At 61.3% G+C, this 21,883-nt stretch carries 20 protein-coding genes; 6 read left to right on the forward strand and 14 right to left on the reverse strand.

Annotated elements, in window-relative coordinates:
- Positions 1-241 precede the first annotated feature (241 nt).
- Genes AC07SU_RS07970 through AC07SU_RS07980 form a run of 3 tightly spaced genes read right to left on the reverse strand, consistent with a single transcriptional unit; the run spans position 242 to position 2,828 of the window.
- Positions 242-1,423: an acetyl-CoA C-acetyltransferase gene (locus tag AC07SU_RS07970; protein ID WP_178923441.1), complete on the reverse strand. Its 1,182-nt coding sequence runs from the start codon at positions 1,421-1,423 to the stop codon at positions 242-244.
- Positions 1,424-1,434: 11 nt separating this feature from the next.
- Entirely contained in the window at positions 1,435-2,094 is a 660-nt protein-coding gene (locus AC07SU_RS07975; RefSeq protein WP_003211625.1) for a CoA transferase subunit B, read from the reverse strand.
- 35 nt (positions 2,095-2,129) lie between these two features.
- The gene (locus AC07SU_RS07980) at positions 2,130-2,828 is read right to left on the reverse strand and encodes a CoA transferase subunit A (protein ID WP_010211319.1); all 699 of its coding nucleotides are present in this window, start codon (positions 2,826-2,828) and stop codon (positions 2,130-2,132) included.
- A gap of 133 nt (positions 2,829-2,961) precedes the next feature.
- Here AC07SU_RS07980 and AC07SU_RS07985 point away from each other — a divergent pair, with 133 nt between their 5' ends.
- A complete protein-coding gene (locus AC07SU_RS07985; protein ID WP_494996688.1) occupies positions 2,962-3,861 on the forward strand; it encodes a LysR family transcriptional regulator in 900 nt (299 codons plus the stop codon).
- Positions 3,862-4,017: 156 nt separating this feature from the next.
- Here AC07SU_RS07985 and AC07SU_RS07990 read toward each other — a convergent pair whose 3' ends face one another.
- From AC07SU_RS07990 to AC07SU_RS08015, 6 genes are all read right to left on the reverse strand, one after another.
- Positions 4,018-4,347 (reverse strand): hypothetical protein, encoded by a 330-nt coding sequence (locus tag AC07SU_RS07990; protein ID WP_176997554.1) that lies wholly within the window; start codon positions 4,345-4,347, stop codon positions 4,018-4,020.
- A 614-nt stretch (positions 4,348-4,961) separates the two neighbouring features.
- Positions 4,962-5,807 carry an NAD-dependent protein deacetylase gene (locus AC07SU_RS07995; RefSeq protein WP_494996689.1) on the reverse strand — a complete coding sequence of 282 codons (846 nt, stop codon included), beginning with the start codon at positions 5,805-5,807 and terminating at the stop codon, positions 4,962-4,964.
- Positions 5,808-5,815: 8 nt separating this feature from the next.
- On the reverse strand, positions 5,816-6,256 hold the full coding sequence (locus AC07SU_RS08000) for a CBS domain-containing protein (RefSeq protein ID WP_078047822.1): 441 nt from the start codon (positions 6,254-6,256) through the stop codon (positions 5,816-5,818).
- A 131-nt stretch (positions 6,257-6,387) separates the two neighbouring features.
- On the reverse strand, positions 6,388-8,337 hold the full coding sequence (locus AC07SU_RS08005; protein ID WP_494996690.1) for a DNA topoisomerase III: 1,950 nt from the start codon (positions 8,335-8,337) through the stop codon (positions 6,388-6,390).
- 227 nt (positions 8,338-8,564) lie between these two features.
- A complete protein-coding gene (locus AC07SU_RS08010) occupies positions 8,565-10,187 on the reverse strand; it encodes an MFS transporter (RefSeq protein ID WP_176997557.1) in 1,623 nt (540 codons plus the stop codon).
- Positions 10,188-10,346: 159 nt separating this feature from the next.
- Positions 10,347-11,993 (reverse strand): GMC family oxidoreductase, encoded by a 1,647-nt coding sequence (locus tag AC07SU_RS08015; RefSeq protein WP_494996691.1) that lies wholly within the window; start codon positions 11,991-11,993, stop codon positions 10,347-10,349.
- A 130-nt stretch (positions 11,994-12,123) separates the two neighbouring features.
- Between AC07SU_RS08015 and AC07SU_RS08020 the strand changes: the two genes are divergently transcribed.
- Entirely contained in the window at positions 12,124-13,014 is an 891-nt protein-coding gene (locus AC07SU_RS08020) for a LysR family transcriptional regulator (RefSeq protein ID WP_176997559.1), read from the forward strand.
- Positions 13,015-13,153: 139 nt separating this feature from the next.
- On the opposite strand, the gene AC07SU_RS08025 is transcribed toward AC07SU_RS08020, so the two are convergent.
- Genes AC07SU_RS08025 through AC07SU_RS08035 form a run of 3 tightly spaced genes read right to left on the reverse strand, consistent with a single transcriptional unit; the run spans position 13,154 to position 16,188 of the window.
- Complete coding sequence (locus AC07SU_RS08025; RefSeq protein ID WP_494996692.1) at positions 13,154-14,251, reverse strand: DNA alkylation repair protein; 1,098 nt, start codon at positions 14,249-14,251, stop codon at positions 13,154-13,156.
- A 21-nt stretch (positions 14,252-14,272) separates the two neighbouring features.
- Positions 14,273-15,619 carry a glutamine synthetase family protein gene (locus AC07SU_RS08030; protein ID WP_494996693.1) on the reverse strand — a complete coding sequence of 449 codons (1,347 nt, stop codon included), beginning with the start codon at positions 15,617-15,619 and terminating at the stop codon, positions 14,273-14,275.
- A gap of 11 nt (positions 15,620-15,630) precedes the next feature.
- The gene (locus tag AC07SU_RS08035; RefSeq protein WP_176997562.1) at positions 15,631-16,188 is read right to left on the reverse strand and encodes a helix-turn-helix domain-containing protein; all 558 of its coding nucleotides are present in this window, start codon (positions 16,186-16,188) and stop codon (positions 15,631-15,633) included.
- A gap of 154 nt (positions 16,189-16,342) precedes the next feature.
- Here AC07SU_RS08035 and AC07SU_RS08040 point away from each other — a divergent pair, with 154 nt between their 5' ends.
- Together AC07SU_RS08040 and AC07SU_RS08045 are read left to right on the forward strand one after the other, a co-directional pair.
- Positions 16,343-16,651: an RcnB family protein gene (locus AC07SU_RS08040; RefSeq protein WP_494996694.1), complete on the forward strand. Its 309-nt coding sequence runs from the start codon at positions 16,343-16,345 to the stop codon at positions 16,649-16,651.
- Between the two features lie 77 nt (positions 16,652-16,728).
- Complete coding sequence (locus AC07SU_RS08045) at positions 16,729-17,922, forward strand: MFS transporter (RefSeq protein ID WP_494996695.1); 1,194 nt, start codon at positions 16,729-16,731, stop codon at positions 17,920-17,922.
- Here AC07SU_RS08045 and AC07SU_RS08050 read toward each other — a convergent pair.
- Positions 17,885-18,157 carry a DUF1652 domain-containing protein gene (locus tag AC07SU_RS08050; protein WP_176997566.1) on the reverse strand — a complete coding sequence of 91 codons (273 nt, stop codon included), beginning with the start codon at positions 18,155-18,157 and terminating at the stop codon, positions 17,885-17,887. The two genes, AC07SU_RS08045 and AC07SU_RS08050, sit on opposite strands and share 38 nt — an antisense overlap.
- A 109-nt stretch (positions 18,158-18,266) precedes the next feature.
- Positions 18,267-19,757 carry a helix-turn-helix transcriptional regulator gene (locus tag AC07SU_RS08055; protein ID WP_494996696.1) on the reverse strand — a complete coding sequence of 497 codons (1,491 nt, stop codon included), beginning with the start codon at positions 19,755-19,757 and terminating at the stop codon, positions 18,267-18,269.
- A gap of 175 nt (positions 19,758-19,932) precedes the next feature.
- On the opposite strand from AC07SU_RS08055, the gene AC07SU_RS08060 reads away from it, so the two are divergent.
- Together AC07SU_RS08060 and AC07SU_RS08065 are read left to right on the forward strand one after the other, a co-directional pair.
- Entirely contained in the window at positions 19,933-20,901 is a 969-nt protein-coding gene (locus AC07SU_RS08060; protein ID WP_494996697.1) for a hypothetical protein, read from the forward strand.
- 85 nt (positions 20,902-20,986) lie between these two features.
- Positions 20,987-21,790: an AraC family transcriptional regulator gene (locus AC07SU_RS08065; RefSeq protein WP_494996698.1), complete on the forward strand. Its 804-nt coding sequence runs from the start codon at positions 20,987-20,989 to the stop codon at positions 21,788-21,790.
- Positions 21,791-21,883: the final 93 nt, after the last annotated feature.

Below are 21,883 nucleotides of genomic sequence, written 5' to 3' on the forward strand. Positions count from 1 at the left end.
ACGCATACCCAAACACCTCAGATTTGGGCGCCATCATAGCGCCCGATTGAAGTGTCCAAAATCATTAGGCCAGTTCAGCTTGCCGGCGATCGCGGTGGGTCAGGTTAATCAATGGGTACGGGCATATCGTTATCGCAGGCAAGCCAGCTCCCACATGTTGACGGTGTTTTTTCAGGAGAGGCGAGAAAAAGAAAAGGCCCGGTTTTCGTGGAACCGGGCCTTTTCCATGTTGCTCTTTGGATCAGCTGCGTTCGAGGGCGAGGGCTACGCCTTGGCCACCACCGATGCACAGCGTTGCCAGGCCTTTCTTGGCGTCGCGCTTGATCATTTCATGCAGCAGGGTCACCAGCACGCGGCAGCCCGACGCGCCGATCGGGTGGCCGATGGCAATGGCGCCGCCATTGACGTTGACCTTGCTCGCGTCCCACTCCAACTCTTTGCCCACCGCCAGGGATTGCGCGGCGAAGGCTTCGTTGGCTTCGATCAGGTCCAGGTCGCCCAGGCTCCAACCGGCCTTGTCCAGGCAGCGGCGGGTGGCCGACACCGGGCCAATGCCCATGATGGCAGGGTCGACGCCTGCGTTGGCGTAGCTGGCGATGCGCGCCAGCACGGGCAGGCCGAGGGCCTTGGCCTTGTCGGCGCTCATCAGCAGCACGGCGGCGGCGCCGTCGTTGAGGCTGGAAGCGTTGCCGGCGGTGACGCTGCCGTCTTTCTTGAATGCCGGTTTCAGCTTGGCCAAGGATTCGGCAGTGGTGCCGGCGCGGGGCTGTTCATCCACCGCGAACGCCACCGGGTCGCCTTTGCGCTGCGGGATCAGGATCGGTGTGATTTCATCCACAAACCGCCCGGCTTCGATAGCCGCAGCAGCTTTTTGCTGGGAGGCTGCGGCGAACGCATCCTGGGCTTCACGGCTGATGCCGTACTTGTCCACCAGGTTCTCGGCGGTGATGCCCATGTGGTAATCGTTGAACGCATCCCACAGGCCGTCGGTGATCATGCTGTCGATCATCTTGGCGTGGCCCATGCGCAAACCGGTGCGCGCCGCTGGCAGTACGTAGGGGGCCAGGCTCATGTTTTCCATGCCGCCGGCGATGATCACTTCGGCATCGCCGCAACGGATGGCCTGGGCGCCCAGGTGCAAGGCCTTGAGGCCAGAACCGCAGACCTTGTTCAACGTCAGGCTCGGCACCGCGTGGGGCAGGCCGGCGAGGATCGAGGCTTGGCGCGCCGGGTTCTGGCCGCTGCCTGCGGTAAGCACCTGGCCGAGGATCACTTCATCGACCTGGGCCGGGTCCAGGCCGGTTTGTTCCAACAGGCGACGGATCACGGCGGCGCCCAGTTCCGGTGCCGGGATATTTGCCAGCGAACCCTGGAAGCTGCCCACGGCGGTGCGGGTGGCAGCAACAATCACGACGTCTTGCATGGAATCTGTCCTCACTGGAAGTGCATTTCTGGAACGTGGTCCGGGACGATCAGTTTACCGGCCGTCTTGCTCACAATCTCTTCAACGCTGACGCCAGGTGCGCGTTCCTTGAGGACAAAAGCGCCATTTTCGATTTCCAGGTACGCCAGGTCCGTCAGTACGCGCTTGATGCAGTTGGCACCGGTCAGCGGCAGGCTGCATTGGCTGAGCAGCTTGGACTCACCGTCCTTGGACGCGTGGGTCATGATCACGATGATGTTTTCTGCGCCGGCCACCAGGTCCATGGCGCCGCCCATGCCCTTGACCAGCTTGCCGGGGATCATCCACGAGGCGATGTTGCCTTGTACGTCCACTTCGAAGGCGCCAAGCACGGTAAGGTCGACGTGGCCGCCACGGATCATTGCGAAAGATTCGGCGGAGGAAAAAATCGAAGCGCCGATGCGTGCGGTCACCGTCTGTTTGCCGGCGTTGATCATGTCGGCATCGATGGTTTCTTCAGTAGGAAACGGTCCCATGCCCAGCAGGCCGTTTTCCGATTGCAGCATCACTTCCATGCCTTCGGGAATGTAGTTGGCCACCAGTGTCGGAATGCCGATGCCCAGGTTGACGTAGAAACCGTCCTGCATTTCGCGGGCGACGCGTTGAGCCATTTGTTCGCGGGTAAGCGCCATGTGTGTTTCCTCTTATTATTCGGGCTGGGGGCGGATTATTTGCGCACGGTGCGCTGTTCAATGCGCTTCTCGAACGTGCCGCAGATGATCCGGTCGACGTAGATGCCAGGGGTGTGGATCTGCGCCGGGTCCAGCTCGCCCGGTTCGACGATTTCCTCGACCTCAACCACGGTGATCTTGCCAGCGGTGGCGGCCAGCGGGTTGAAGTTCTGGGCGGTGTGGCGGTAGATCACGTTGCCGAAATGGTCGGCTTTCCAGCCTTTGACAATGGCGAAGTCGCCCGTGATGGACTCTTCCATCAGGTACGGGCGGCCATTGAATTCACGGGTTTCCTTGCCTTCGGCCACGGGGGTGCCGACGCCGGTCGCGGTGAAGAAGGCCGGAATGCCGGCACCGCCTGCGCGCATTTTTTCGGCCAGGGTGCCTTGAGGGGTCAGCACCACTTCGATTTCGCCGCTGAGCAATTGCTTCTCGAACAGGGCGTTTTCACCGACGTAGGAGGCGATCACCTTGCTGATTTGTTTTTCTTCGAGCAGCACGCCCAGGCCAAAACCATCGACGCCGCAGTTGTTGGAAACCACAGTCAGGTCGCGGGTGCCTTTGCGCTTGATCTCGGCGATGAGGTTTTCTGGAATGCCGCACAGGCCAAAACCACCGGAGAGGACGGTCATGCCGTCTTCCAGGCCTGCCAGCGCTTCTTCATAGGACGCTACGCGTTTATCGAAACCTGCCATATGCACCTCTTTTATTGTTTGTGGTCCAGCCAGTGATCCGAGTGTTGCGCTGACGGATTGATTTGTTAAGTTGTTTTTTAGGGATGATTGATTTAAAAAACAGCATAGTCGCCCAGCCGCCCGGAGCAGCCTCATGACCGTTAAACAGATGCGGGCCTTTCTCGCCGTGGCCCAATCCCTGAGTTTCGCCGCCGCCTGCGAGCGTCTGCACCTTTCCCAATCGGCGTTGAGCCTGACCATCAAGGGCCTGGAAGAAGGCTTGGGCGGGCGTTTGTTCAGCCGCAACACCCGCAACGTGGCCCTTACCCCTGAAGGCGAATCGCTGTTGCCCCTGGCGCGCCGGCTGATCGCCGATTGGGACAATGCCGAGGACGAACTGCGCCAGCGCTTCACCTTGCAACGTGGCCGGGTGACCGTGGCGGCGATGCCATCATTTGCGGGCAACTTGCTGCCGCCAATCCTGAAGATATTCCGCGCACGTTACCCCCAGGTGAACGTGACGGTGCATGACCTGATCAACGAGCAGGTCATGGAGATGGTCCGCGACCGCCAGGTCGAACTGGGTGTCGCGTTCGAACCGTCGGAGGGGTCATCGCTGGCGTTTACGCCGTTGTACCTGGACCGCTTCATTGCGGTCGTACCCGGCGATTCGCCGCTTGCACAGCGCGATGACATCGACTGGAAGACCCTGTTGGAGCAACCGTTCATTACCCTGCAACGGCCTTCCACGGTGCGGGTGATGCTGGAGGAGCACCTGGGTGCCCTGCAGATGAAGCTGCCGGTTGCGCTGGAAAGCCATCAGCTGGCGACAGTGGGCAAGATGGTTGCCAGTGGCCTGGGCGTCAGCGCGGTCCCGGCGTTGTGCGCGCAACAGATGGAAGAGGCGGGCGCCCATTGCATCACCCTGGGCGACCCCGTCATCGAACGGCCGATTGGTGTGTTGACCAAGCCAGGGCATGAACTGTCGGCGGCGGCGCAGGTGTTGTTCGACATTTTCCGTGATGAAGCCGCGAAAGGCCGGTTCCCACTCTGAACTGTGTAGGAGCCGGGTTGCCGGCGATGGCGATTTCACCCCTCCACGGGCCGCCAAGCCGGCTCCTACAGGTTTTGTGGTGGTATTAAAAAGTCAGGGTAATAAAAAAGTCCGCTCGGTTAACCGGGCGGACTTAATGTACTCACTAATGTTTAGTTAGTAGTAACGGTCGATCACTTTAACTTGCGAGCTGTCCTTGAAAGACGCCCAGGCATTGTTAAGTGTCTCGAATACATGTTCGATAAAGTTGCGATCGGCCGCGGCCTTCTTGCCGACATAACCCTGGCCACGGCGGTACATCTTCAGGCGGGCCGCCAGTTCACGGTTATTGCGGTCAAACTCGGCTTCTTCGGTATGGGGCGCCAGGCAGTCAATTTGGACTTCGCCCGATTTGCCAACCCAAAGGATATGGTCGTCGAGTGTGTCTTTCTGCGCTGCGAACATCTCAGCCAATTCATCGATAGTTGGTTGGTTGTTCAGATTCATGTGTAAGCCCCTTGACCAGTTGGCGATCTATCAGTTGATACATGGTTAGTTGTCTCCGGTTCCGAAAACCGGGCGTCAGCGACGGTCTGCCGAATACGGGCAGGGTCTTGAACCTGATGCATGTAGTCTTGCTGATGAACTGCTACGCAATGCTTTCATAACGAAGACAAGCCGCATTTGAGCGCCTTGTACCGAGCCCTCCGGGCCGGTCAGCTTCATCAATCTGCCTTGTGGGCAGTGCACATCCGGAAAAAACAGCTCGGCGGTCAGACGAGCTCTTTCAAAACGCTTGTTGCCAACGCTCCCGATCCGGGAGACGTCTCGATAATGCAAGGACAAAAGGGTTACGTCAACGGTTATGTAGTGATTATTTTTGAGCACTACATAAATCCCTGTGGGGACGGGAGAATGCGGGAAAACGTGACCTGTGCGTCATTTTTCGTGCAGTTTGGTCGCGGTGCCCAGTGGCCAAATTGAACACAGAATCCTGTAGGAGCTGGCTTGCCGGCGATAACGGTGTGTCAGCGACGAATGTGTTAATTGACAGCGCGCAATCGCAGCGGTGCGACGATTCGACAAGCCAGCTCCCACATTTTTTATGCGTGGTGTCTGGGCTATTTCAGGCGATCAACCAACAATGGCAATAATTGCTCGCACGAAGCCTCGATCTTCACCTGCAACAGCTCATCCCCACGGGTCTTGCCGAGGTTGATGGCGATCACCGGTTTGCCTTGCTCGACCATGGCCTTGCACAGGCGAAACGCTGAATAGGCCATCAGCGATGAACCCACCACCAGCAGGCCCTCGGCCTGTTCCACCGCCGCCATGGCGTTGGCGGCCGTGGCTTGGGCGACGTTTTCGCCAAAAAAGACCACATCCGGCTTGAGCCGTTGGCCGTTGCAATAGGGGCAATGGGGCGTCTGGAAGCGTTCTTCGAAGGCTGGATCAAGCAAGGTGTCGCCGTCAGGAGCCTGTACGGCGTCGACGCCAGCGAGGTAGGGGTTCTCATCTTCCATCAGCCTCTGGATCACATCGCGTTCGCTGCGCCGCAGGCAATCCAGGCAGAGCACACGGTGCAGGCTGCCGTGTAACTCGATCACACCCTGGCTACCGGCCTGATCATGCAGGGTGTCGACGTTTTGCGTGATCAGCCCGCTGATGCGGTCACGTTGTTGCAGCGTTGCCAGTGCCCGATGCGCTTGATTCGGCTGTGCAATGCGGACCCGTGGCCACCCCAGCATTGCCCGGGCCCAGTACCGGCGCCGCGCCTGTGGGGTGGCCAGGAACTCCTGGTACATCATCGGCGCCTTGCCCCGGCGCACGCCTTCGCTGTCGCGGTAATCGGGAATGCCTGATGACGTGCTGATGCCTGCACCGGTCAACACCAGAAAACGCCGTTCGGCCATGGCGCGATACAACGTGTCGAGGTGGTCTTCCAGATGTTCCTGCGTGCCTGGCATGGGTTCCCCTATTCGCCGCGAATGTACTGCTCCAGCTGTTTGATCAGGTCAGCCTGGTCGGCAATGGCTTCCTTCACCAGGTCACCGATGGACAGCAGGCCCAGCAGTTTGCCGTCTTCGACCACGGGCAGGTGGCGCAGATGACTGTCGGTCATGATGTTCATGCATTCGTCGACCTTTTTATGGGTGTCGACGGTGATCACCGGAGAGCTCATGACCTCATGGACTTTGGTGGTGACCGAAGACAGCCCCTTGAGCATGATTTTGCGCGCGTAGTCACGCTCACTGATGATGCCTACCACTACACCATCCTGGACCACCGGCAAGGCCCCGACGTTCTTCTCTGACATCCGCACCAGCGCTTCAAACACGGTATGGTCGTGCTTGATGGTGTGGACATCCTGGTTTTTCTGGTCCTTGGCTTTGAGCACTTGTGCGACGGTTTTCATGGCGGCCACTCCGATGTTGTTGTTAGTGGGTCAGGGTCCCCCTACAGAATCCTAGACGGCCCACGCCGTCGCAAGGTCCAAAGCGGCGTCAAACCCGTCGAAAAACGTCATTCCCCGGATTTTTTTGCGGTTTACCCCGCAGTTGTCGGCTTTTTCGCCCGTTTCGGGCCCGCTGCTGCCTTGCGTGGGGCACTCTTGCGTTTCTTCTTCCAGGGGGTAGCGCTTCGGCCTGCGGGGCTGGCCGGTGCGGTGATGGTCATGCGCATCCCGTTGCAGCGTGCTACCTGCTTGCTCATCCAGGCCGCCTGTTTGGCAACGAATTCCTCCAGGCTCATTTCACCGTTTTGCACCATGTCCAGTGCCTGCTCCCAGATGGCCGTGGTGCCAGGGTCGGCGATGGCGCGGGGCACTGCGTCGATCAGGCTGAACGCCGCCGCTGTGGCTGACAAGGCCTTGCCGTTTTTCACCAGGTAACCGCGATCCAGCAGCCCCTGGATAATTCCGGCACGGGTGGCCTCGGTGCCGATGCCGGTGGTGTCCTTGAGCTTCTGCTTGAGCAGTGGGTCTTCCACCAGCTTGGCGACGTTTTTCATCGCCTTGATCAGGTCCCCTTCGGTAAAGGGCTTGGGCGGCTGGGTCCACAGGTCTTTCAGGTTGACCTTTGCCACTGCGTAGTCCTGGCCCTGCACCAAGGTCGGCAGCGCTTGAGGCGCCGGTGCTTCACGCCCTTTGGCCGGGGCCAGCGCTTCGGGCAATGCGCGTTTCCAGCCTGGCTCGATCACCACCTTGCCCACCGCGCGCAACGCAAAGCCTGCGCAGTCGAAATCCGCCTGGGTGCGATCGTATTCATGGTTGGGCAGGAACTGCACCAGGTAGCGGGCACGAATCAGCGTGTACACCGCGCGGTGCTTGCCGGTGAGTTGGCTCGCATCCTTGCCGGCGCCGGTGGGGATGATGCCGTGGTGCGCGCTGACCTTGGCGTCGTTCCACGCCCGTGAACGGCGCTGGGCATCGAGATGCGGCATCAGCTCATTGACGGCCGCGTCTGCGCGCCCGAGCGCTGCGAGGATCTTCGGCGCTTCGCTGTGCTGGCTCACCGGCAGGTAGCCGCAATCGCTTCGCGGGTAAGTGATGGCTTTGTGGGTTTCGTAGAGCGACTGGGCAATGTCCAGGGTTTCCTGGGCGCCGAGGCCCAGCTTCTTGGAGCAGATTTCCTGCAGGGTGCCCAGGTCGAAGGGCAGGGGAGCCACTTCGCGCATGCGCTCGGTGCGCAGCTTGACCAGCCGTGCACCGGCGGCGTTGCTCATCGCGTCTGCGGCTTCCCGCGCCAGTTGCGGGTTGAGGCAGCGGCCCTGGTCATCACAGGCATCCTCGGCGGCGCGCCACTGGGCGGTGAAGGTCATATGTTCATGTCGCAGGTCGACGTCGATGGCCCAGTAGGCCACCGGCACAAAGTCGGCAATGCTGCGATCGCGGTCTACCACCAGGCGCAAAGTCGGCGTTTGTACGCGGCCCACGGGCAGCACACCCTGATACCCGGACTGGCGCCCGAGCAAGGTGAACAGGCGGCTCATGTTCATGCCGATCAGCCAGTCGGCGCGGGAACGGCCAAGAGCCGAGTGATACAGGCTGAAGGTCTCCGCCCCTGGTTTGAGTGCGGCGAGGGCCTTGCGGATGGAGGCGTCATCCAGTGCCGACAGCCACAGGCGCTGGATCGGCCCGCGATAACGGCAGTGCTCCACCAGCTCACGGGCGATCATTTCGCCTTCGCGGTCGGCGTCGGTGGCGATCACCAGTTCCTGGGCTTCCCCCAGCAGGCGCTTGACCGCCTTGAACTGGCTGGCGGTCTTGGGCTTGACCCGCATCTTCCATTTTTCCGGGATGATCGGCAGGTCAGCCAGTACCCAGCGTTTGTACTTGGCGTCGTAGGCATCGGGCGGGGCGGTTTCCAGCAGGTGGCCGATGCACCAGGTGACGGTAACCCCGTTGCCCAGCCAGCACCCGTCGCCACGGCGGCTGGCGCCGAGCGCGGCCGCAATGTCTTTGGCCTGGGAGGGTTTTTCACAGAGGTACAGCCGCATGGTCAGCCCATTCGTTACGCAGTTGAATGGGGAGCAGGATGGGCAAAAGAAGGGATTTGATCAACCATTATCTGGATGGATATACAGCAATTTGTGTGTCGATCCCCAAACCAAATGTGGGAGCGGGCTTGCTCGCGAAGGCGGCGGGTCAGTCAACTCGTCTGTGACTGATACACCGAATTCGCGAGCAAGCCCGCTCCCACAGGAGATCTCCAGTAGGTGGAAGATCAGTTGTTGTCGATATCCACGTTGCGCGTTTCCTTGAGGCAGAACAGTCCCACGATCAAGCTCACGCCCGTTACGGCCACCGGGTACCACAAGCCGTAGAAGATATCGCCGGTGTATACCACCAGGGCAAACGACACGGTCGGCAGGAACCCACCGAACCAACCGTTACCAATGTGGTAAGGCAGCGACATCGAGGTGTAGCGGATACGCGTCGGGAACAGTTCTACCATCAGCGCCGCCAGCGGGCCGTAGCACATGGCCGCGATCAGGATGAGCGCCACGATCAGCACCACCACCATGGTCTTGTTGACCTGGGCCACATCCGCCGAAGTCGGGTAGCCGGCCAGGGTCACGGCGCCGCGCAAGGCGGCTTCGTCGAAGCCATCGATGCGTACTTCGCCCACGCTCACCTGTACTGGGCTGCCGGCCGGTGCGGCGGCGCTGCTGTAGGGCAGTCCCTGCTTGACCAGGAACGTCTTGACCTTGTCGCACGGGCTGTCGAATTTGGCCTTGCCCACCGGATCGAACTGGAAGGTGCAGGTGGCCGGATCGGCCGTCACGGTGATCGGCGCCTGGTGGCTGGCCTGGTCCATGGCGGGGTTGGTGTAGTGCGCCAGGCCCTTGAAGATCGGGAAGTACAGCGCAGTCGCCAGCAGCAGGCCGAGCATCAGCACCGGCTTGCGCCCGATCTTGTCCGACAGCCAGCCGAAGAAGATAAAGAACGGCGCGCCGATCACCACGCTGATGATCAACAGCATGTTGGCCAGGGCCGGGTCCATCTTCAGGAATTGCGTGAGGAAGAACAGCACATAGAACTGCGCTGCGTAGAAGGTCACCGCTTGCCCGCCGTTGATACTGAACAGCGCAATCAGCACGATCTTGAGGTTTTCCCATTTACCGAAAGAATCGCGGATGGGCGATTTGCTCGCCTTGCCTTCCTCTTTCATTTTCAGGAAGGCCGGCGACTCATGCAGGCTCATGCGGATCCAGGTAGAGATACCCAGCAGCACGATGGAGAACAGGAACGGAATGCGCCAGCCCCACACCTCGAACTGGTCACCGGTGAAGTAACGGCAGGCCAATACCACCAGCAGCGACAGCAGCAGGCCGAGGGTGGCGGTGGATTGAATCCAGCTGGTGTGGAAACCGCGCTTGCCGGCCGGTGCGTGCTCGGCCACGTAGGTCGCTGCACCGCCGTATTCGCCGCCCAACGCCAGGCCTTGCAACATGCGCAGCACGATCAGGATGATCGGCGCCGCAATGCCAATGCTGGCGTAGGTGGGCAGCAGGCCGACGCAGAAGGTCGCCACGCCCATCAGGATGATGGTCACCAGGAAGGTGTACTTGCGCCCGATCATGTCCCCCAGGCGGCCAAACACCAGCGCGCCAAAGGGGCGCACCACAAAGCCTGCAGCAAACGCCATGAGGGCAAAGATGAACGCCGTGGTGTCGTTGACCCCGGCAAAGAACTGCTTGCTGATCACCGCCGCGAGGGCGCCATAGAGGAAAAAGTCATACCACTCGAACACCGTCCCCAGGGACGAGGCGAAGATGACTTTCTTGGAGTCGTTGCCGGCGCTGGCGGTCACCGCCGAGCCCAGGGGTTGAGCATGTTCTGACATCGGGTAGCCCTCACAGTGATTATTTATTGTTGTTCCACTGTCGGCGCCAACTTCAGCGCCGGTCGTCCTTATGTAGGAGCCCGGCTTGCCGGCGATAGCGCCCTCAAGTCAAACGCAAATCCAGAGGGTGCAATCGCCGGCAAGCCGGACGCCTGCAGGTCACGCGGGTGTGGCGATTGTTTTCTCGGGAGCAAGGTTCCTTGTATTCGGCGAAAGGATCAGTTGAGCGGCTTTTTCCGCAATCATCAGCGTAGGTGAACAGGTGTTGCCGGACGTGATGCGCGGCATGATCGAGGCGTCGGCGATGCGCAGGCCCGGCACGCCATGCACGCGCAGTTGCGCATCCACCACGGCATCCGGGTCATCGCCCATGCGGCAGGTGCCCACTGGATGGAAGATAGTCGTACCGATACGGGCCGCCGCTTCGTGCAGTTCTTCTTCGGATTGCAGCGAATCGCCAGGCAGATATTCCACCGGCTTGAACTGGCTCAGGGCAGGCGCGGCGACAATGCGGCGCGTCAGGCGGATCGCGTCGGCGGCTACGCGCAAGTCTTCGGGATGGCTTAGGTAATTGGGGCGAATCAAAGGCGCATCCGCAGGGTCGGCCGAGCGAATATCAATGCGCCCGCGACTCTGTGGGCGCAGGTCGCAGACCGACGCGGTAAACGCCGGGAACCCGTGCAGCGGTTCGCCAAAGCGCTCCAGGGACAGCGGCTGCACGTGGTATTCAAGGTTGGCCGACGTCTGCTCGGGGCCTGAGCGCGCGAACGCCCCCAGCTGACTGGGCGCCATCGACAGCGGGCCGCTGCGGTCATACAGGTACTGCAGGCCCATGCCCATCTTGCCCCATACGGAACCGGCGATCTGGTTCAGGGTGCGGGCGTTTTCCAGCTTGTAGATCAGCCGCAGTTGCAGGTGGTCCTGCAGGTTGCCGCCCACGCCGGGCAGTTCGCGCAACACCTCGATGCCCAAGGGTTTGAGCACGTTGGACGGGCCGATGCCCGAGCGTTGCAGAATGCCTGGCGAACCCACGGAGCCGGCACACAACACGATTTCCTTGCGTGCCTTCCAGCTCACCTGCTGCCCATGTTGGCGTGCGATGACCTGCGAGGCGCGGCCGTTCTCCAGCAGCACGCGGTCGACGTCCACATCCGTCAGTACCGTGAGATTGGGCCGCTGGCGAACCGGCTTGAGAAACGCCTTCGCCGCGTTCCAGCGCACACCGGCTTTCTGGTTGACCTGGAAGTAGCCGCAGCCTTCGTTATCGCCGGTGTTGAAGTCGCTGATCGGCGCGATGCCGCTTTGCGCCGCGGCATCCCGGAAGGCGTCCAGGATCGGCCAGTGCAGGCGCTGTTGTTCCACGCGCCATTCACCGCCATCGCTGTGGAAGTCCGAGCCGCCGGCAAAGTGGTTTTCGCTGTGTTTGAACAACGGGAGCACGTCGTTCCAGGCCCAGCCCGGGTTGCCCAGGGCCGCCCAGCCGTCGTAGTCCTGGGCCTGGCCACGCATGTAGATCATGCCGTTGATGGAGGAGCAGCCGCCCAATACTTTGCCGCGCGGATAACTCAGCGCACGGCCTTGCAGGCCTTCCTGGGCTTCGGTCTTGAAGCACCAGTCGGTGCGCGGGTTGCCGATGCAGAACAGGTAGCCGACGGGGATGTGGATCCAGGGGTAGTTGTCGCGGCCACCGGCTTCCAGTAGCAGCACGCGGTGGGCGGGGTTGGCGGACAGTCGATTGGCCAGCAGGCAGCCTGCGGGGCCGGCGCCTACGACGATGTAATCGTATTCAGCAGTTGCAATGGGCATCTGAAGGTCTCGCTTGTTTTTCTTATGGGTTCCATCCTAGTTGTTAGTTTTCGTCTTAAAAATGTTAGTTTTTACCCAGCTGCTGTGCGTTTTTAAACAGCGCGGCCGGAGTTCATGCAATGGAGGCGACATGTTCGACTGGAATGACCTGCGGTATTTTTTAGAGTTGCAGCGCAGCGGCCGCCTGCTCACCGCCGCGCAACGCCTGAAAACCACCCACGCCACCGTGGCGCGGCATATCGAAGCCATCGAAAAAAGCCTCGGCACCGCGTTGTTCGTGCAGCACGCCCAGGGTTACGAACTCACCCCCGCGGGCGAAGCCCTGCTCAAGCATGCCGAAGCCATGGAAAACGTCGCGCTGCTGGCCGAAGACGAGCTCACCCATAGCGCCGCGCCCCTGGGCAAGATCCGTCTTGGCGTCGCCGAAGGCCTGGGCGTGATGTTCCTCGCCAGCCGCATGGGCGGGTTGTTCGAACGCTACCCTGGGCTGGAGGTAGAGTTGGTGGCGGTGCCGCGCTTTGTCAGCATCCTCAACCGCGAAGCGGAAATCAGCATCCACCTCGAACGGCCCAGCGTCGACCAACTCGTCACCCGCAAGCTCACCGACTACCGCCTGGCGCTTTACGCCAGCCGCGCCTACCTGGACCGCAACCCGCCGATCGAAAAACGCGAAGACCTCGCCGCCCACGCCTGGATCGATTACGTGGACGACCTGCTGTTCAGCCAGGAACTCAAATTCCTCAGCAGTTTCTGCCGCAACCCCAAAGTGGTGTTCCACAGCACCAGCGTCATCGCACAGCACCAGGCCGCACGCTCGGGGCTGGGCATTGCGGTGTTGCCGTGTTTCATGGCCGCCGGCGACCCGGACCTGGTGCCATTGCTGCCGGGGGAGGGTATCCAGCGCAGCTACTGGATCAGCTCGCGCAGGGAGCTGCACAAGTCAGTGCGGCTGCGGGTGTTATGGGATTACGTGGTGGAGTTGTGCGCACGGGAGCAGGGCTTGTTGCTGGGTGAAACCTGACTGAATACACCGGATCAAACCTGTGGAAGCTGGCTTGCCTGCGATGGCGGTGTATCAGTCACCAGATTTATCAACTGACACACCGCCATCGCAGGCAAGCCAGCTCCCACATTTGAACGGTGGTGTTGCTTGAGCCGTGTCAGGCGCGCAACTCAAACGCCACACTTCCCAGCCGTTCCCCATTCACCAACACATGCACCACATGCCGGCCAGGGTAGTGCTTGCGCGTGGTCATGTCGCGAATGTGCTGTTCGCGCCGAACGTGCTGCTGCTCGCCGGCGCCCAGGCTGAAGGCCTTGAGCTTGAACACCTTGTGTGCACTGTGGCCGGCGCTTTTCACGTAGTCGATGGCGTAGTCGACCACCAGCTTCTGTGGCGCAGCAGCGGTGGATTCCAGGCTGAAGGACAGATTGATGCGCTCGCCGAGGTTGATCACAGCTGGTGTGACCTTGAGGTGGTGAAGCTTCACCTCGGCCTTGGCCCCGGCACCCATGATCGTCAGTGCGCGGGTGTTGCCTTGCTTGATCAGGCTGCGCAGGGCATGGCGGGCGATCCAGGCGGTGTGGGGGTTGTCCAGGTTCCAGCCTTCGATCAGGTCGAGGACCCAGTCGGGGTGGTCCTTGGTGATGTCGTTGAGGTGGTTGGCCACCGACTTGCGCACGTACAGGCTGGGGTCGGCCTTGAGGTTATCGAGGATCGACGCGCACAGCTCGGGGTTGGCCTGGACTTCTGCCAGGCGGAATGACCAAGGCAGGCGCGGCCGCGAACCTTCGCTGGCCAGTCGGCGCACGTGTTCGTTGTCGTCCAGCGACCAGGCTTGCATCACCGCCAGCGTGCGCGGGAAGTCGTGCAGCAGAAAGTGGCGGATGGCGAATTCGGCGGAGCCGAAGGTGGTGAAGTACTTGAGCGCGGCCATGGAGCGTTTGAAATCATCCAGCCCGTAGCTCGCCACATAGTGCGGCAGGAACAGGCTGACAAAGCTGCTGTTCAAGCGCGGTGCCAGGGCATAAAGCAGTTCAAGGCTCTGCGGGTAATCCAGCGGGATCACCGCGTGCAGGCTCTCGCTGACCCGCGCCATGCGCTGCATCACCGACAGCTCGGCCAGCCCGTCCTTGGCGTGTTTGAGAAATCCCTTGGCGTCGAACGCCGGGTACACCGCTGTCATCTCGGTGGCGATGTGTTGCAGGCGTTCGACGTTGAAGATTTCCTTGAGGGCCGGGGCGCTTTGGTCGGTCATCGGTGATTCCATTGGGTGGGGTCAGAGAAACCAGCGGTATTCCCGCGCATGAATCTCTTGCTGGAAGGCCAGGTGGTCCTGGCGTTTGTTCTCGCAGTACACGTCGACAAATTCGGCGCCCAGCTTATCGCGCAATACCGGTTGGTGTTGCATGGCACGCACGGCCTCGAGCATTTCCAGGGGGAAGTCGGTACCACTGCTGCGGTCCTCGTTCAGCGGGGCGATGGGATCGCGCTTGGCTTCAAGACCATGCTCCAGGCCGACCAGGATCGACGCCAACACCAGGTACGGGTTGGCGTCGGCGCTGGCCAGGCGGTGCTCGATGCGCAGGTTGCGTGGGTCGGACTCGGGGATACGCACGCACGCGTCGCGGTCTTCAAAGCCCCAACTGGCGCGAGTCGCCGCATTGACCGTGCCGCCCAGGCGGCGGAAGGCGTTACTGTTGGGCGAAAAGATCGGCATGCAATGCGGCAGCAATTCCAGGCAACCGGCCACCGCGTGACGCAGCGGTTGTTGCTGGTGCGCGGCCAACAGATTATTGCCCGCGCCGTCATACAGGCTGACGTGCACGTGCATGCCGCTGCCGGGATATTGCAGGTACGGCTTGGCCATGAAGCTGGCGCGATAACCGTGCTTGAGCGCCACCCCCCGGGTGCTGCGGCAGAACAGGGCGGCCCAGTCGGCGGCGCGCAGGCCATCGTCCAAATGACCGAAGTTGATCTCGAACTGGCCGGGGCCGATCTCGGCAGTGATCACCGTGATGTCGATGCCCTGGTCTTTGGCGGTCTGCGCCATGTCATCCAGCACTTCACTGAACCGTGAAAGCCGCTCGATGTGCAGGTTGGGCTGGTCATCGGCGTCATCGCTCAGTGGGTCGCGTGGGAACTGCGGCAGGCCGTTGTCGAGTTTTTTGTCGAACAGGTAGAACTCCAGCTCAAACGCCACCACCGGGTTAATGCCCTTGTGTTGCAGGCGCTCCAGTACCTTGGCCAGCACTTCACGGGGTTCGAACTCGATCGGTGCCTCGGTGCCGTCGGAGGTGATCAGCATCTGGCCCAACGGCTGTGATTCCCAGCTCACTGGCTTGAGCGTGCCGGGTACCAGCCGACGGTTGGCGTCCGGGTCGCCGTCGTTGAAGCAGTAGTCACCAATCTTGAACAGCCCGCCCTGAGCCCCCAGCAGCACAGCGTTCTGCGGCAACTTCAGCGGGCTGCCGGCGGCGACTTTTTCCAGCATCTCGATGGGGTAGCGCTTGCCGTAGAAGTGCCCGGGAATATCCAGGGCGATCAGGTCGACATAACGCACGTCGGGATGGTTCTGGCGAAAGCTCCGTACTTCGGCCAGTAACGTGGAGGCATGGCTTTTCACGGGTGCAGCTCCTAGTTGTAAACCCACAATACGCGGGCGGGCAGATCAGTCAGGTTGGCGTAGCGGCAATGGGCGAAACTGGCCAGGTGGAAGCTGTCGCCGGGGCCGAGGGTGACCGAATCGGCTTCGCCCTCCACCCACAGCGTCAATTCACCTTCCAACACGAAGCCGGCCTGTTCGGCGCGGTCACTCATGGTTTGCTCACCGCTGTTGGCGCCGGGGGCGAGCAGGCTGTCGAGCATCGAGAAGGCGCCGTTCATGCTCGGTGAGACGAGGATGTCGGTGATGCCGTTGGCGTAATACACCGTACGCCGTTCGTTGGGGCGAGTGATCCAGTCCACCGCCTTGGGTTTGGGCTGGCTGTAGAAGTAAGTGGTGGGCACGTCGAGGGCATGGCTGATGGCCGTGAGGTCCGCCACGGTCGGGCGTGACAGGCCGCGTTCAACCTGGGACAGGAAACCTACCGAGCGCTCGATCTTGTGTGCGAGCTGGGCCAGTGTGAGCCTCTTGTGCTTGCGCAGGTCGTGGATCAGCGCGGCGAGGGTGGCGAGTTCTTCTTGTGGCGTCATGAAATTTATTTCGATAAATTTCATGAAAAATTACAGGATTTATTTCATGCCGGCAATGCTGCTCTTCACCTCTGTGGTCAGGACGCTTTGATTGAATGATCACGCGTGGCAGCGGTCCGAGCCTGGGTACGCCTTATTCCTTGAAGGAGCACCCATGAAATCCAACTCCCTGATCGCCTCTCTGTTGATTGCCACCAGCCTGTCCACCGCCAGCTTCATCGTGCAGGCCGGCGATACCCCGCAAGAAACCGTGCAACCTTCCAACATCAACACCCGCGACTTGAAAGAAGGCGACCGCGCCCCGGACATCCTGATGCGCAAGGAATCGGCCGTCAGCGACTGGAAAAAACGCGGCCTAAAGCAGCCCGAAGCCGACAGCCAGTGGGCGCGGGTGGGCGATAAGTTCGTGCTGCTCAAGACCACCAACGGCACTATTCTTGAGATCACTCCCGTCAAGAAATGACCTTGCAATTTGTCCCAGCTCCTGGGTTAAGGTAGCCGGCTATAAACGCCGCGTTACCTTAAGACAAAGAGAGCAGGATGCTTGCCACAATAAGAAACTACCCGCGTACCGTGAACCTGTTGCTCTCCGCCACGTTGCTGCTGACGCTGGCCAAGGCGATCACGTTTCCCTACCTCGTCATCTACCTCTCCAGCCACTTTGCCCTGGACATCACCGAGGTCGGCCTGGTGATCGGCAGCTCGCTGATCGTCGGTTCGCTGCTCAGTGTGTACGGCGGTTTCCTGGTCGATCGCATCAACAGCTATCGCTTGTTGCTGGCCTTGAGTGTGCTGTTCGTATTGGGCTTTATCGGCACGGTGCTCACGCAGAATATCTGGGCGTTCTACAGCTGCCTGATCCTGATCAACCTGGCTTACGCGGTGATCGATATCGCGGTGAAGGCCGGTTTTGCCGTGCTGTTGCCCGAGGATGCACGCAGCGAAGTGTTTTCCATCAAGTACACCCTGACCAATATCGGCTACGCCGTAGGCCCGGCGTTCGGCGCGATGGTGGCCAAGCTGGATATCAGCGTGCCGTTTATCCTGTCGGCGCTGTTGGGCGTGGGGTTTTTCCTGCTGTATTGGCGTTGGGGCGACCGCACCCTGGCGACCGTCGATGCCACGCAAAAGCCGGTGCCGTTCCTCGCCGTTGGCCGCGTACTGTTAAGGGATCATCGCCTGGTGTGCTTCACCCTCGGCGGCGTGCTCAGCGCGGTGGTGTTCGGCCAGTTCACGGCGTGGCTGTCACAATACCTGGTGACCACCACCACGGCCGAATACACCTACACCGTGGTCAGCGCCGTGCTGACCACCAACGCAGTGTTGGTGATTGCCCTGCAATACGTGATCGGGCGGCGTATTTCCCACCGCTACCTGGGCCAGTGGCTGGTCGCCGGGCTGGGCATGTTCATGCTGGGCTTGATCGGCTTTGCGCTGTCCACCAGCGTGTTGTGGTGGGTGCTGGCGATGGCGGTGTTCACGGTGGGGGAGATCATCGTGTTCCCGGCCGAATACATGTTCATCGACCGCATCGCCCCGGAACACCTGCGCGGCATGTATTACGGGGCGCAGAACCTGTCCAACCTGGGCGCCGCCCTGGGGCCGGTGCTGTGTGGGCTGGTGTTGGCCAACCTGCCGGCCCACACCATGTTCTACATGTTGGGGGCGTTTATCGTCGGGGGCGGGGTGTTCTATTTCATTGGGGCGTCGTTGAAGGCAAATCATCCAGCGTGAGCTTGCCCATGGTGTTGCTTTGCAGCTCGTAACGCAGCTCTTCCACCATCTTTTCCACTTCTTGCGGGGTCTGCAGCCGGTTGGTGCTGATCCCGGTGACCACCAGGTCTACCCGGCCAGTGTCCAGGTCGTAGACCTTGAGGGTCAGGGACGCGTCACGGCACAGGGTGAATTCACACGTCAGCGGCGACAGGCCTTCTTCAATGCAGTTGCGCAGTTGGGCGAGGGTAAACATGCGGGTTCCTTCAAAACATCATTTCGATGCCTTGAAGGGTATGACGTGCCTCCCGCCGCTATAAGGCGAATTCGCACTAGCGGCACTAGTGCATTTGCACTTTAGGCGCCTACTTTTTGAGGCGCAGTTCCCCGGCAAACAGCCCGCGTTCACGGGCCCAGACGATCGCCGCGCTGCGACTGTGCACACCGAGTTTCGAATACACCGTGGCCACATGGTTGCGCACGGTGTTGGGCGCCAGTTTCAGGCGTGAAGCGATCTCCTTGTCGGCCAAACCTTCGCAGATCAGGCCCAGTACATCACGCTCGCGGGCGGTGAGGTCGGTGAACGCCACGTTCGGCAGGTTGGGGCTGTTGACGCTCTTGGCGTTGGCCAGTTTTTCGATCAGGGTCTGGCTGAACCAGGACGCGTCCTGCATCACTTCCTCGATGGCCGCCACCAGCTCCAGTTCGGAACGCTTGCGCTCGGTGATGTTCATCAGCACCAGCAGGTAGCACGGCACGTCCTGGATGATCACGGTGTCGGCGGACACCACGCAGTCGATCACTTCGCTGCCTTTCTTGCGCACCTTGAGGTCCTGGCCTTCGAGGTTGCCGGCTTTTTCCAGGGTGGCGAACAACTGCGTGCCGGCCTGGGGGCTGTCGATGAAGTCGATGTCTTCGATGGACTTGCCGATCAATTCTTCGCTGGTGTACCCGGTAATGCTCATGAACGCTTCGTTGATATCCACCACCTGCCGGTTGGCGGCGCTGCACACCAGCGTGGGCACTGGCGTGAGGCGAAACGACTTGGCAAAGCGCTCCTCGCTCTGGCGCAGGGCAATTTCCGCCTTGCGCCGGGGCTCCAGGTCCATGAACGAAAACAGCATGCAGTCCTCTTCGTTCATGTCCAGCGGCTGGCCGGCGACGATCACCAGTTTGCTGCCGCCTTCGGGCAAGCGCAGCTCGGCCTGCATTTGCGGGATGGTCGCGCCTTCCCCCAGGCGCTGGATGGCCAAGTCCTTGCGCTCGGCCTGTTCCAGTACATCCAGCTCATAAACGGATTTGCCGATGACCTGGTCGCGGTTATAGCCGGTCATTTCCAGGAAGCCCTGGTTGACCTTGATGTAGCGCAGGTCGCTGAGGCGGCAAATCACGGCGGGGGCCGGGTTGGCGTTGAAGGTCTTCTCGAAACGCTGCTCGGCACTGGCCCATTCGGTGGCATCGCTGAGGATCAGCACCAGCAGTTCCGGCTCGCCGTGGGAGTCGGTGATCACCAGGCTGCGCAGGCGGTGCACCCAGGTCCGTTCTTCGTCACCCACGGGGGTGACTTCCACCACCACGTCGGTGAACTCCTCGCCGGTGGCCGCGCGCGCCAGGGGGTAGTTTTCCAGCAGCACCGGGTGGTTATTGCGATAGCGCAGGGCAAAACGTTCGGCGTATTCCTGGGTATTGGCGCCCAGGGCCATGACGGCTTCGACACCGTGCATGTTCAGTGCGGCTTCATTGGCCCAGAGGATGGTCTGGTCGACTTCGGCAAGGATGATCCCGTCGGACAGCCCGGAAATGATCTGCTGCAGTTGGCGGCGGTTGGTTTCTTTGGCAAGAACGGCCTGGGTCATAGGATCTCCGGGGTGTGTGCGCATGAAAAGTACGACACCCGGGCTTCAGGATAGTGCAGAGCAATTGCCCGCGGCGGGGTGCGAATGCACCAGATGGCCTGGTGCATTTGAGCGGGGACGAGGAGGGCGGGCGCTCGCCAGACTGAAACGGTCAAAAACTCTCAAAGGATCGAACATGACCACTGTCTATGAAACTAACCGTTCGCTGTTTCGCGTGTCCTGGAGTTCGGTATTGGCCGGAAGTGCCATTGCCCTGGTGACCTACCTGGTGCTCAGTGTGCTGGGCACTGCCATCGGTGCGAGTGCCGTCAACCCACTGGAAGCGGGTAACCCGTTGCGCGGCTTTGGCACGGGAGCCGGGATCTGGCTGTTTGTCTCGACCCTGCTGGCGATTGCTGCCGGTGCGTTCGTCGCCGGGCGCACCGCGCCGGACCGTGGTGGCTTGCACGGCGTGCTGACCTGGACCCTCACCACCTTGCTCACCACCTGGTTGCTGGCAGGGCTGGCGGCCAGTGTGGTCGGCACGGCCGGCAATGTGGTCGGTAAAGGCTTGTCGGTGGCCGGTAGCGGCATCGCGGCTGCAGCGCCGGGTATCGGCGACAGCGTCAAGCAGCAGCTCAATGAGCAGGGCATCCAGCTGGACTGGAACAGCCTGCAAGGCCAGCTCGACACCTTGCTCAAGCAAAGCGGCAAGCCTGAGCTGGACCCGGCCAAGGTCGAGCAGAAAACCGACCAGGCTGCCGCTGACGGCAAGCAAGTCGCCACCGATGCTGCCACTAACCCGGCTCAAGCGGGCGATCAGTTGAAGCAGTGGTTCGAGCGTGTCAAAGCCTCCGGCGAGCCGGCCTTGAACGCAGCGGATAAAGACGCGCTGGTCAACATCGTTGCCGCCCGCACCGGCAAGAGCAAAGAGGAAGCCACGCAGATCGTCGACAACTATGCCCAGGCGTATCAGCAAGCCATGCAGAAGGTCGATGAGCTGAAGCAGCAGGCTGAACAGAAAGCCCGTGAAGCCGCTGACGTGGCCGCCAAACAGCTCTCCCGCGCGGCCTGGAGCACCCTGGCGATGCTGTTGCTGGGCGCGGCCTTGAGTTTCTTCGTGGGGCGCGTGGCGCTGACAACCCGTCGGGTGCCGCTGGCTTAACAGGGTTTGCAGCAAGGATGCTGCTTTTCACTGGCACCAAACATGCTAGTGTCAGGGTTCACACCCCCACCGGCAGTCCCTGGCGATGCGTGATATCTACAGCGTCTTCAATTCCAATGGTGCCTATGAAACCGCGGCCCATGCCCATGACGAGTTCATGTTGATGGTGCCCGAGCACGGCTTGCTGCGCTTCAAGGACGAAGACAGCGGGCGCAGCACCTCGGTGGTCGACCGCCAGTTCGTGCTGGTGCCGCCGCAGTGCAGCCATTCCTCCTCATCGCTCACCGCCAGCCAGGGTCACCTGGCGTTCTACGTCGACCCCGACTACATGCACTACGCGCTGCGCGACCTGTCCGGGGACGCCAACCGGCTGTTGCGGGTGCCCACCCTGGGCATCTGGCAAACCTCCGCGCCGCTGCACCATTTGCTGCTGGCGAAAAAAGCCTTCAGCCAGCCCGACCCGTATGTGGACCGTCGCCGCCAACTGGCCCAGGCCGATCATTTGCTGCTGCTCGAATGCCTGGCGATTTCCCTCAGCCAGCCGAGCCTGCAACGCTCCTCCACCGAGCGTCACGGCGCCATGCTGGTGCGCGATGTGAAGGCCTATGTTGAAGGCAACCTTGAACATGCGCCGGGGCTGGATGACATCGCGGCGGTGTTCCATATGTCGCGTCGCCACCTGACCCGCTTGTTTGCCCAGCACACGGGCGAAACGGTGTTGGCCTATGTCCAGCGCCTGCGCCTGGAACGTGCGCAAACCCTGCTGCGACACACGCGCATGTCGGTGCTGGAGGTGGCCAACAGCGTCGGCTATGAATCGCCCTCGCACCTGGCCCATGTGTTTCGCCGGGTGCTGGGCATCTCCCCGGATGAATGGCGCCGCGCCTGACCCGCCCTCAATAATCCCCTTAACGGCACTGGACCCTGTGGGAGCTGGCTTGCCTGCGATAGCGGTATGTCATTCACCACCGCTATCGCAGGC

The sequence above is a fragment of the Pseudomonas sp. GW821-FHT05H12 genome (genome assembly GCF_059419385.1).

What these genes read in the sequence shown, in the direction of transcription:
- AC07SU_RS08010 (WP_176997557.1), bottom strand. Translation starts at nt 10,187, where the DNA reads ATGTCAGAACATGCTCAACCCCTGGGCTCGGCGGTGACCGCCAGCGCC.
- AC07SU_RS07980 (WP_010211319.1), bottom strand. Translation starts at nt 2,828, where the DNA reads ATGGCAGGTTTCGATAAACGCGTAGCGTCCTATGAAGAAGCGCTGGCA.
- AC07SU_RS08040 (WP_494996694.1), top strand. Translation starts at nt 16,343, where the DNA reads ATGAAATCCAACTCCCTGATCGCCTCTCTGTTGATTGCCACCAGCCTG.
- AC07SU_RS08050 (WP_176997566.1), bottom strand. Translation starts at nt 18,157, where the DNA reads ATGTTTACCCTCGCCCAACTGCGCAACTGCATTGAAGAAGGCCTGTCG.
- AC07SU_RS08045 (WP_494996695.1), top strand. Translation starts at nt 16,729, where the DNA reads ATGCTTGCCACAATAAGAAACTACCCGCGTACCGTGAACCTGTTGCTC.
- AC07SU_RS07970 (WP_178923441.1), bottom strand. Translation starts at nt 1,423, where the DNA reads ATGCAAGACGTCGTGATTGTTGCTGCCACCCGCACCGCCGTGGGCAGC.
- AC07SU_RS07985 (WP_494996688.1), top strand. Translation starts at nt 2,962, where the DNA reads ATGACCGTTAAACAGATGCGGGCCTTTCTCGCCGTGGCCCAATCCCTG.
- AC07SU_RS08065 (WP_494996698.1), top strand. Translation starts at nt 20,987, where the DNA reads ATGCGTGATATCTACAGCGTCTTCAATTCCAATGGTGCCTATGAAACC.
- AC07SU_RS08020 (WP_176997559.1), top strand. Translation starts at nt 12,124, where the DNA reads ATGTTCGACTGGAATGACCTGCGGTATTTTTTAGAGTTGCAGCGCAGC.
- AC07SU_RS08000 (WP_078047822.1), bottom strand. Translation starts at nt 6,256, where the DNA reads ATGAAAACCGTCGCACAAGTGCTCAAAGCCAAGGACCAGAAAAACCAG.
- AC07SU_RS08055 (WP_494996696.1), bottom strand. Translation starts at nt 19,757, where the DNA reads ATGACCCAGGCCGTTCTTGCCAAAGAAACCAACCGCCGCCAACTGCAG.
- AC07SU_RS08005 (WP_494996690.1), bottom strand. Translation starts at nt 8,337, where the DNA reads ATGCGGCTGTACCTCTGTGAAAAACCCTCCCAGGCCAAAGACATTGCG.
- AC07SU_RS07995 (WP_494996689.1), bottom strand. Translation starts at nt 5,807, where the DNA reads ATGCCAGGCACGCAGGAACATCTGGAAGACCACCTCGACACGTTGTAT.
- AC07SU_RS08025 (WP_494996692.1), bottom strand. Translation starts at nt 14,251, where the DNA reads ATGACCGACCAAAGCGCCCCGGCCCTCAAGGAAATCTTCAACGTCGAA.
- AC07SU_RS08060 (WP_494996697.1), top strand. Translation starts at nt 19,933, where the DNA reads ATGACCACTGTCTATGAAACTAACCGTTCGCTGTTTCGCGTGTCCTGG.
- AC07SU_RS08035 (WP_176997562.1), bottom strand. Translation starts at nt 16,188, where the DNA reads ATGACGCCACAAGAAGAACTCGCCACCCTCGCCGCGCTGATCCACGAC.
- AC07SU_RS07975 (WP_003211625.1), bottom strand. Translation starts at nt 2,094, where the DNA reads ATGGCGCTTACCCGCGAACAAATGGCTCAACGCGTCGCCCGCGAAATG.
- AC07SU_RS07990 (WP_176997554.1), bottom strand. Translation starts at nt 4,347, where the DNA reads ATGAATCTGAACAACCAACCAACTATCGATGAATTGGCTGAGATGTTC.
- AC07SU_RS08015 (WP_494996691.1), bottom strand. Translation starts at nt 11,993, where the DNA reads ATGCCCATTGCAACTGCTGAATACGATTACATCGTCGTAGGCGCCGGC.